The sequence below is a fragment of the Vibrio sp. OPT18 genome, from assembly GCF_015163615.1.
GTDB lineage: Bacteria > Pseudomonadota > Gammaproteobacteria > Enterobacterales > Vibrionaceae > Vibrio > Vibrio coralliirubri.
The window spans coordinates 67,856-78,194 of sequence record NZ_JADDYK010000063.1 but is presented as its reverse complement, the minus strand read 5'-3'; the positions used below and the strand labels follow the sequence as shown (position 1 = coordinate 78,194).

At 45.0% G+C, this 10,339-nt stretch carries 9 protein-coding genes; all 9 read right to left on the bottom strand.

The window, feature by feature from the left end:
• Nucleotides 1-1,315, bottom strand: a 1,315-nt coding sequence (locus IQQ51_RS17510; protein ID WP_228012962.1) for a sigma-54-dependent transcriptional regulator, incomplete at its 3' end; no start/stop codon positions are given.
• 33 nt (nt 1,316-1,348) lie between these two features.
• Nucleotides 1,349-2,389, bottom strand: coding sequence for a sensor histidine kinase (locus IQQ51_RS17505; protein ID WP_193841671.1), 1,041 nt, complete (start codon nt 2,387-2,389; stop codon nt 1,349-1,351).
• A gap of 184 nt (nt 2,390-2,573) precedes the next feature.
• Entirely contained in the window at nt 2,574-4,040 is a 1,467-nt protein-coding gene (locus IQQ51_RS17500) for a sigma-54 dependent transcriptional regulator (protein ID WP_193841670.1), read from the bottom strand.
• 228 nt (nt 4,041-4,268) lie between these two features.
• On the bottom strand, nt 4,269-4,679 hold the full coding sequence (gene fliS / locus IQQ51_RS17495; RefSeq protein WP_004736194.1) for a flagellar export chaperone FliS: 411 nt from the start codon (nt 4,677-4,679) through the stop codon (nt 4,269-4,271).
• Nucleotides 4,680-4,691: 12 nt separating this feature from the next.
• Nucleotides 4,692-4,997 carry a flagellar protein FliT gene (locus tag IQQ51_RS17490; protein WP_017060688.1) on the bottom strand — a complete coding sequence of 102 codons (306 nt, stop codon included), beginning with the start codon at nt 4,995-4,997 and terminating at the stop codon, nt 4,692-4,694.
• A gap of 3 nt (nt 4,998-5,000) precedes the next feature.
• Complete coding sequence (gene fliD, locus IQQ51_RS17485; protein WP_193841669.1) at nt 5,001-7,028, bottom strand: flagellar filament capping protein FliD; 2,028 nt, start codon at nt 7,026-7,028, stop codon at nt 5,001-5,003.
• A 22-nt stretch (nt 7,029-7,050) separates the two neighbouring features.
• On the bottom strand, nt 7,051-7,476 hold the full coding sequence (gene flaG / locus IQQ51_RS17480; RefSeq protein WP_048611347.1) for a flagellar protein FlaG: 426 nt from the start codon (nt 7,474-7,476) through the stop codon (nt 7,051-7,053).
• A gap of 81 nt (nt 7,477-7,557) precedes the next feature.
• Nucleotides 7,558-8,688 (bottom strand): flagellin, encoded by a 1,131-nt coding sequence (locus tag IQQ51_RS17475; protein WP_048611345.1) that lies wholly within the window; start codon nt 8,686-8,688, stop codon nt 7,558-7,560.
• Nucleotides 8,689-9,399: 711 nt separating this feature from the next.
• Nucleotides 9,400-10,339 (bottom strand): flagellin (locus IQQ51_RS17470; RefSeq protein ID WP_228012960.1); only part of this gene is annotated, 940 nt, incomplete at its 5' end.

Here is a 10,339-nt window from a genome sequence, read left to right as displayed (position 1 = left end):
GTCGGCCATTACATGCAATCAGGGTTTCAAGAATGATCGCATACTCTTGATCTCTAAGCTCATTACCTAACCCTTCGCTGCTAGCCGCGATTTTATTGATTGGGTTTGCTTCGGCAATAGGCTTGATTTCTGGCGCAGCAACATCACTGCCTTCGACGATTTGTTGTAGGCTGCTTGCGTCTTGCCAATCGACACCTTCAAGAAGGATATGCTCACCAGAGATGTTTTCTTGTTCGCTCAATATTAACGCACGCTGTACCACATTGTCTAATTCGCGAACATTGCCCGGCCACGGATAATTGACGAGTTTACTGATCGCTTGCGCTGACATAACCGGTACAGGCATACCAAGTTTGGTGCAATGACGCTCAACTAAGTGCTTGGCTAAAGGCTCAATGTCACCTTTACGCTCACACAGTGGTGGCCAAGAAATTGGGAATACATTCAGGCGGTAGTATAAATCCTCACGGAAATTCCCTTCAGAAACATACTGTTTAAGGTCACGGTTACTGGTCGCTAATACACGAACGTCCAGTTTGATGCTCTTACGACTACCTAATCGCTCAACTTCGCGCTCTTGCAAAACACGCAGTAGTTTGGCTTGTAGGCTAAGATCCATCTCACTGATCTCATCCAACAGAATCGTACCGCCCTGCGCTTGCTCGAATTTCCCCGGGCAAGCTTGAATAGCACCAGTAAATGCGCCTTTTTCATAACCAAACAGGGTCGCTTCTAACATGTTATCTGGGATTGCCGCGCAGTTGATTGCGACAAACGGGCCATCTTTTCGGCTAGAAGCATTGTGAATGTAGCGAGACATCACCTCTTTACCAGAACCACTTGGGCCCAACACCATGACGTTAGCATCGGTTTTTGCGACTTTATCGGCCAGCATCATTAGCTTGATACTTTTTTCATCAGCAACGATAGCGTCGCCGTTGTCATCCGACTTTACAGGGGCATAACGGCTGACCATGTTGAGCAGCACTTCCGGCGCAAATGGCTTTGCCATATAGTCGATAGCGCCCTCTTTCATTGCAGCAACGGCATCTTCGATGTTGGCGTACGCTGTCATTAGCAATACCGGCAAATTTGGCCAATGCTGCTTGATGTTTCTCAATAGCGCCAAGCCACCCATGCCCGCCATCTGCACGTCAGATACGACAATATCAACGGAGTTCGATTTTAATTTGACCAGAGCATCTTCCGCACAATCCGCTTCCAGCCATTCATAGCCAGCAAGCGCGAGAGTGTCGACAAGGGCTTCGCGTAGACCTTCATCATCTTCGACGATTAACACTTTGCTTTGAGCCATAGGATTCTCCAGTGTAAATTCAGTTAAAACTTATTAGTCTTCAGAAGAAGCACTTCTTTCAAGCGGTAGACACATGGTAAAGCATGCGCCGTCGCCTTCTTCTGATATCAATTCCAGTCGGCCTTCATGTGCTCGACATACCATTTGTACAACCGCTAAGCCTAGACCTGTACCTTGTGAACGAGTGGTAAAGAAGGGTTCCATAATTTTACCTTGAAGCTCTTTCGGTACGCCGGGGCCACTGTCTTGCACTGATATCTTAAGCTCGCCATTTACGGGCCTAAAAAACACATCGATCTGCGATTCCTTGCCCGCAATTTGAACCGCGTTCAACACCAGGTTGCTTAACGCTGAGGCGATAGCGTTGGCGTTGCCGAACATTTGAGTCTGTTCGGCCTCAACTTCCTGGCAATAATCAATCTGGTTGGTTTTCAATGCCGCTTCCACCATAGGGTGAAATTCGGTGATCAATTCAGACACTGTAAATGGCTTAACTACTTTGTTGTCACCACCTTTGGCAAACAACAGCATGTCGTTCACTTGCTTCTCTAAGTCATGCAATCTATCCATAAGCTTAGATTGAAAACGCGTTTTTGTTGCCGGCGGCAGGTTTGGCGCGGCAAGGTTTGATGCATACAGCATCGCACTTGAAAGCGGCGTTCGAACCTGATGGGCAAGCGAGGCCACCATTCTACCTAATGAAGACAAACGCTGAAGATCACTCACGCGAGACTGCAATAGTCGGGTCTCGGTCAGATCGGTAATCAAAATCAGCTGACCCGTGGTAGAGGCTGAAATCGCCAAACGTACTTTTCGCCCGTTCTTCAATGAGATCTCATGACCGTCATCGTCTTTTGGGTCGAAGGCACTTTGAATCACTGAAAACCACTTCTCGCCAACCAACTCAACACCAAGAATACGATGCGCTTCAGGGTTCGCTTCTCTCACTTCGCCGTGTGTATCTAACAAGATGACCCCTGCTGGCATCACGTCGAGTACTTGCTTATAGCGCTCAACCTGCTGTTCAACAGAATCTAGGTGTGATTGATTTTCTGGTTCGTTAGATACGCGCATGTCAAAAATTTGCCTCAAATACTAAAACAGCCTGAGACGTACAACACGAGTCAGGCTATTTGCTATATTTATCACATAGTTAAGCAAGCAACAACTCGACTATGGTTTATCTGTTCACTTAGCTAGAGTTACCAAATAGCTAAAAAGTGTGTGCTAGTTTTTCGTTTTCATCGAAAACTGAACACTATCGCTGCAAGTTATATTTACGCATTTTTTCAACCAGAGTGGTTCTACGCATTCCAAGCATGTCAGCAGCACGAGCAACAATGCCGCCCTGCGCTTCCAACGCTTGATTGATCATATTCACTTCCATATCCGCGAGTAACTCTTTCAAGTTAACCCCTTCTGGCGGTAACTCTTGAGGAGCATTGGCATTGTCGGCAATATCATCTTGCTGATCAAAGCTGAAATCTTCTGAGAATAAGTCAGCAAGTGCATCACGCTCTTGCTCCTCTTCAGATCCAAAGCTATTAAACTCTGGCTGGAACTCAGGGATATCGCTGTATCGATATTTAGTTGGCAGATGATTCACATCAACCAAGCTATTTGGATACAAGATAACCATTCGCTCAACCAGGTTCGCTAGTTCACGAACGTTGCCCGGCCAGTAATGCTCCATCAAAGAGTTGATAGCACGAGCCGTGAAACAGATAGGCATGCTGCCTTCCGCTTCCATTCGAGTCATCAGCTCTTGAAGCAACAGTGGAATATCTTCTTTGCGATCTTGAAGCGCCGGCATTTCGATCGGGAATACATTCAAGCGGTAGTAGAGATCTTCACGGAACGAATCATCGTCGATCATATCTTCAAGGTTGCGGTGCGTTGCCGCAATCACTCGAACATCAGCTTGTATGGTGCTGTTACCACCTACGCGCTCAAAGCATCGCTCTTGCAGCACTCGTAGCAGCTTAACTTGCATCGCCATCGGCATATCGCCAATTTCATCAAGAAACAGTGTGCCACCTTCAGCCAATTCAAAACGGCCCTTACGTGCGGTAATCGCCCCAGTAAATGCGCCCTTCTCGTGACCAAACAGTTCACTTTCAAGCAAATCAGGTGGAATCGCGCCACAGTTTACAGGAACAAAAGGCCCTGAACGACGTTTAGAGTGATAGTGAATGTTACGCGCTACGACTTCTTTGCCTGTACCAGATTCACCAAGAATCAGCACGTTCGCTTCCGTAGAAGAGACTTGTTCAATTAAGTGACGTACTTCTTGAATGCCAGCACTTTGTCCTACTAGGCTGCGAAACAGTGTGTTCTTGCGTGCCGAAGACACAACTTGAACACCTTTGCGGCCTAAGAAATCTTTACAGTGTCTTAATGCATCACTTAATTGCGGGTAGTTAAGAGGAAGTTCAAGCTCACCAACATAGTTAGTCAACTCGTCAACCGGGTGATTGTTTTTGCCAATCACCAGTAAAGGGATGTGATTGGCGTGAACAAGCTTCTCATTCAGTAATGCGTTGAAGCCTTTACCTTTAATTGAGCCAATGATGCAGCCGGCCCATTGTTGTGACCAGTCAACCTTGCGCGCTTGTTCAGAGCTGATTACTTCGCAGCTCTCTCCTACAAACTCTAATATTGTGCTTAAATTGTGACGATCTTGAGCGTTATCGTCGACGACAAGCAGTTTTGCCAAACCTTGCATAAGTAGGAATTATTGCCTTTATTTTGGTGCGATGCGGAAAAACGGTGAGCAACGTAGTCTATAAAACAGTGAAAATTATCAACGATTACGGTCTACGTGGACAAATTTAGGAAATCAGCAACGAAAAAAGCCATTAGGCTATCTAATGGCTTCTATTTTATTTGATTAAAAAAATAAGGCAACCAACCAATTAAGGGATATGAGATTGGTTAAAACTGCAATTTTTCTTTAAATCCCTACGTCAGCGGACGTCAAGTTGTGATATTCGTTCGGAATTTGGTCCCAAGCGCTCTTAATTTCGCGAATAATATCGATAACATCATCAATAGGCTGTGGGTCATTTTTGTGATTTGCCGCAGAAATTTGCGTGATCATGAACTCATAAAGTTGATCTAGGTTTTTCGCAATATCGCCACCATCGTCCATAGATAGGCAACTACGTAAGCTAATAATGATATCTAGAGCCTTACCAAGTCGCTCACCTTTCACAGGGATGTTGCCTGCTTGCATTGCCGCTTTTCCTTGAATCAAACGCTCGATAGCACCGGCCATTAGCATTTGTACAATCTTATGCGGTGAGGCAGCCGTTAGCTGACTATCCACTGATACCTTTTTATATGCCTGTAAAGAACCGCGCATAGTAAACCTCTTCTATAAAAACTTTTTGTATTGTTGAACTGATTTAGCACCGTGACGATATTTGTGTAGGGTCTTACCTACTCGACTCGTCTCAGACTGCATCAATTCGACTAATTTTCTGGTTCTGGTAATGGCTTCAAACCATTCAGAACTTTGCTTAACGTCGGGATGTGAGTCGATTATTTGAAGCACGTTTTGCAATAACTGTTCTCTGTTATCGACAAGCTGCGTTATTTCTTCAGCATTAATTTCACTAAATTCCAGTTTAGAGATAATTAGTTGATCGAGTTCACAAAGCTCTTGTAGCTGGCTATTCATCTATTAGCCCAACGCATTCATCATACTGCCCAACTGAGATTGCATCTTACTGGTCGCATCTTGCATGGCTGTGAACTTAGAGTGGGTACGGCTCTCTAGGCTGTCCATGCGGCGGTCGAGCGCGCTTTGGTCATCAACCAAACGGTAGTTTTGCTCGACCAAGCTCTTCTCTCTAGTACGGATTGAACCCGTGATACCTGTGATACCTTGAATCGCATCTTCCACTTTTTTGGCGAAACCATTGTTACCACCAAAGAACTCTCCCAACTTATCGAAGTTGTTGTTGAGTTGACGATCAAGCATGTCGTAGTTGATTTCTAGCGAGCCTTGTCTTGTGGTGGTGATGCCGAATTCAGTCAAAGACTTAAGGTTGTCTGGCGCACCTTCGATACTTGATGAGAACACCCCTTTCAATCGAGAGTCGGCGTTACGTACTGTACTGTCACCAGAAAGCGGGCCTTTTTGACCGGTCGTTGGATCAACACCCGCAAGGTCTTTCGACACTTGATAGAACTGGTTATAAGAGCTCACAAAGGATTCGATATCTTGGCGAACACTGTTACGGTCGTACTCAACACCAATTTCTGCCGGCGGCTTATCTTTTGGCGTTTTTCCTTTCACGGTAATATCAATACCTTCAACGGCATCTTCAATCACATTGTTATTACTAGAGAGCTGAGCGACACCATCTAAGACAACCATAGAATCTTGGCCAGCCTGAACTTCAGTCATACCACTATAGGTATCAAAAGATTGCTGTGCTTGTTCAAGGTCTGCTTGCGCTTTATCGACCTTCTCTAAAAGTTCGCGCTCTTCGGGTTCTAATTTGGCACGCTCAATTTTCTTGGCTTGTTCTGCGGTGAGTTCGCCTTTTTGAACTTTCTCAGCCAACTCCGCTTTTTCTTGTGAAATCTTCTCTTCGATACGCGCTTGCTCAGCCTCAAGCTTTTGTTGGGCTTCTTTCGGTGTCACGTATGAATCGGTCAGAGTACCTGAGGCAGCATTTGACCACCCCGGCACATCGGGTGCCTTCTCTATCGCTTTTTCATCAAGCTCAAGTTCTGGTGTGTAGTAAGAATCTAAAAGCGTACCTGACGCGGTTTCAGTCCAGCCAGGGATATTGTCTTCAGGCATCACCGACTTTGCCGCTTGAGCTGCGTCTAGGGCAGCTTGACCGTCGGCTGCGGCTTGCTCACCGTAGCTGAGACTTTGAGAGTCTCCGTCAACATCTGAAGTAGAATCGGTTTGGGCTGCTGGGATGATATTGCCATCTTTATCGAGTGTTTCATTCACATTTGGGTCATCGCTAGCGATCACTTCATCGATGAGTTCGACGGCTTTTCCTGCGGGGGTTAGAGCTAGAATATCTTGAGCAGCAACGCGCGCTTTCTCTAGCGCTTTAACACGTTCTTCAAGCGTTTTGTATTCGAGTTTTTTTAAGGGATTAGCAGCATCTGACTCAACATTAATGCTGATTTGCTGATCTGAACCAGACTGGTTTGAGGCAATAATAAGTCTTGGGCCTTCGACATCGTTAATAATAGATGCACGAACGCCTGGGTTGCTATCTGCACCGTTGATACCACGAACAACGTCGATAAGTCTCGATCTGTCGCCAACTTGCACATCAAAGCTGTCATCACCAAGCGAAACCTGCAGCTTACCTGGGCCAAATTTCATGTCCTCTGACAGTACATCAGAAGCCACTTTATGGCTTTGGGCAAGCTGCAACACATCGATGGCATATTTGCCAGCGATCGCTTCGGTAGTCGCGGTTGCAGAGACAAGACCTTCATCGGTACTTTCGACTGTTCGCACAGCAAAAGCTTTTTCCTGACGAAAGTTTGTCATCAGGTTTTTCATCGAATCAAGGGATTCTCTGAGTCTTCCATAGGCACTAATGCTGGTATCGATTCGCGTTCGTTCATTGTCGATTCGTTGCTGTTTAGGTACACGCTCCGAATCAACAATTTTGCTGACCATGGAATTAATATCCATGCCAGACGAAATCCCCATTGGGCCAAAACTCATTAAATCACCTCAATAATACGACTTAAACCTTCACCTCAAATATTCGACTATTCGAGTTTTGGGCTGCTAGGCGTCTTAGAATTTCAAGCATTTCTTCATCAGGGATCTGGCGAATAATATCACCAGTTGTGGTCTCATAAATGGTAACCACATCTCTCCCAGATTCTTCATCGACCTTAAAAGCCACACCCTTATTGAGAGAGGAGACAAACTCGTTGACCTTCTCCACCATTTTGACTCGCTCTTCATCATTTAACTCTTGTCTATGTTGAGCTAATTGAATCGCCGCTTCGGTAGCTTCCTCTTTCGATTTCTCTACCTTGTCATAAGATGTTGCTTCTTTTAGTCGCGAAATACTCGACGCACTACTACCTTCATCGCTTGCAATTTTAATGCCATTAGGTGAGCCATAAGGCTGGATGTTCGATGCGTTGGATGATATTTCCATAACACTCTCCCTCCCTCCTTTATGAGCCAAACAGTAAAACTCTACCCAGAGTAGAGTTTACCGCTACTTACCGAGGTAAGTTTAGCCCAATAAGCTTAGAGCTGCTGATGGTGACTGTTTTGCTTGAGCTAGGATAGAAGTACTCGCCTGTTGTAGGATTTGAGACTTCGTCATAGCTGTTGTTTCTTTCGCGTAATCGGTATCTTTGATACGGCTCTTAGACGCATTAACGTTTTCGTTGATGTTGTCTAAGTTACTGATTGCGTGGTCAAAACGGTTTTGGAAAGCACCTAGAGAAGCACGTTGGCTATCAACAGATTTTAGAGCACCATCAATGATAGATACTGCTTCGTTTGCACCTGCAACAGAAGTTACGTCGATATCGTTAACGGTAACGTCTTTACCAGCACCGATACCTAGTTCGCCCGCAAGGCTGCCGCCAAACTCAACATCACCTTCAACTTTTTGGCTTGAAGCGAAAAGTTGCAGTTTGCCGCCTTCACCTACAGACGCTTTAACGTCTTGGCTTTGACCATTGATGTAAGTTGCTAGCTCTTCAATATCGTTGCCTTCTTTCGCAGAAATGGACAATTCTTGAGCTTCACCAAACTTATCATTGTACTTAATCGTTAGATCAGAACCAGCACCTACACGCCAAGAAGCATCTTTGCCTTCTTCTACGCCATAGCTTTTGCCGCCCATGTCTTTAGTGTCAGTGCGCATGTTCCCCATAGAGAGCATTACCGCCTCACCAGAGTCTGCGCCAATTTGGAAAGATTGGCTACCGTAAGTACCGTTAAGAAGCCTGTTACCACCAAAAGAGGTCGTTTCAGCAATACGGTTAAGTTCTGTGTTTAGAGCAGAGACTTCTTCTTGGATCGCAACACGTTCAGATTTGCTGTTTGAACCATTGGAAGATTGAAGAGAAAGGTCACGCATACGTTGCAGAATGTTGGTTGACTCATTCATTGCACCTTCAGCTGTCTGTGCAATAGAGATACCGTCATTCGCGTTTTTCACAGCCATGTCTAGGCCACGGCTTTGCGACGTTAAGCGGTTAGAGATTTGTAGGCCCGCAGCATCATCTTTTGCGCTATTGATTTTATAGCCAGAAGACAAACGCTCCATTGATTTTTGAGTACCTTCAGCCGCGCTATTCAGGTAGCGCTGAGCCGTCATTGCAGACACATTAGTGTTTACATTAATCGCCATAGTTGATCTCCTTTAGGCATTTTTTAATGCATTTATGTGACTCTCACCTCACACAAATACATGTCAATTTGTTTATGCACCAGTGTCTCTCTCACCTTACATTGGTACATATCATTTCTCTCAATCCCTTTAACGGCCCCTTAATTAGAAGCTTTAATAAAAAATGCGATTTTTTTCGTATTCTTTTCAACAACAAAGAAAAGTGTGATCGGGCTTCAATTAATAGAGCAGCATTCGTTAAAGTTCCCCGTTTTCTTGATTATTGAGCATTGTGTTGAATATTAAATCAAAAGAGATCCCTGATATCTCGTTCTACTCTATTCTGGGATGACGGTTAATTCCCTCACCGGCTTATGGTTCACTCTTAATTCCTTACAGTGGTAGATAAGAACGAAACAAACTCCTTCCTCAAATAACTAGATTCCTGATACCTCGTTCTACTCAGTTCTGGAATGACGAATTACTGTTTTAGTTATTTTCACACCGTCATTCCCTACAGTGAGGAACGAACGTGATAGGGAATCTCGCTTTTGCTCCTGCTTACCAACATTGCACTTTTTCAAATACACCTTGCGAAATAGCGGGTAATAAAAAACCCAGCCGAAGCTGGGTTTGTTTAGCGCTCATCTCTCACCACGAGCTAATTTGTGGAGGCCCTACGTTAACGCTTATGATCAACAAAGATTATAGTCAACGTGGCTTTTTAATCGATTAACCTAGTAGGCTAAGTGCCGAGTTCGGCGCTTGCTTCGCTTGAGCAAGGATCGAGCTTGAAGCTTGAGAAAGAATTTGTGACTTAGTCATCTGAGTCGTTTCTTTCGCGAAATCGGTATCTTTAATACGGCTCTTAGATGCGTTAACGTTCTCGTTAATGTTGTCTAAGTTACTGATAGCGTGGTCGAAACGGTTTTGGAAAGCACCTAGCTCAGCACGGTGGCTATCTACATACTTAAGTGCCGCATCGATAATAGCTACAGACTCTTGTGCGCCACCTACGGAAGTAACGTCGATAGTATCAACCGTCACTTCTTTACCAGTTTGCATGCCTAGTTCGCCAGCAAGTGCACCAGAGAATTCAACACTGCCTTCAACTTTGTTGTTACCTGCAAACATTTGTAGCTTGCCATCTTCAGTTACCGACGCTTTAACAGAATCTTGTTGACCATTGATGTACGTTGCTAGCTCTTCGATGTCGTCACCCGCTTTTGCGCTGATGTCGATTTCTTGTGCTTGGCCGAAGTTATCAGTGAACGACAGTTTTAGGTCGTTAGAGCCTGCTTGAACGTTCCAATCTTTGTCTTTCGCGTTCTCAGTTTGGTAGCTCTTACCACCCATCTGAGCGTTGTCAGAGCGCATGTCTTTCAGTTGAAGCATTACCGCTTCACCGTTATCCGCACCGATTTGGAATGATTTAGTACCGTGAGTACCGTTAAGCAGCTTGTTGCCACCAAAAGACGTCGTTTCCGCAATACGGTTTAGTTCGTCGTTCAGTGCTGTTACTTCTTCTTGAATCGCTACACGCTCAGATTTTGAGTTTGAGCCGTTTGAAGATTGTAGAGACAAATCACGCATACGTTGCAGGATGTTCGTTGTCTCGTTCATTGCACCTTCAGCAGTTTGTGCAATTGAGATACCGTCGTTCGCGTTACGT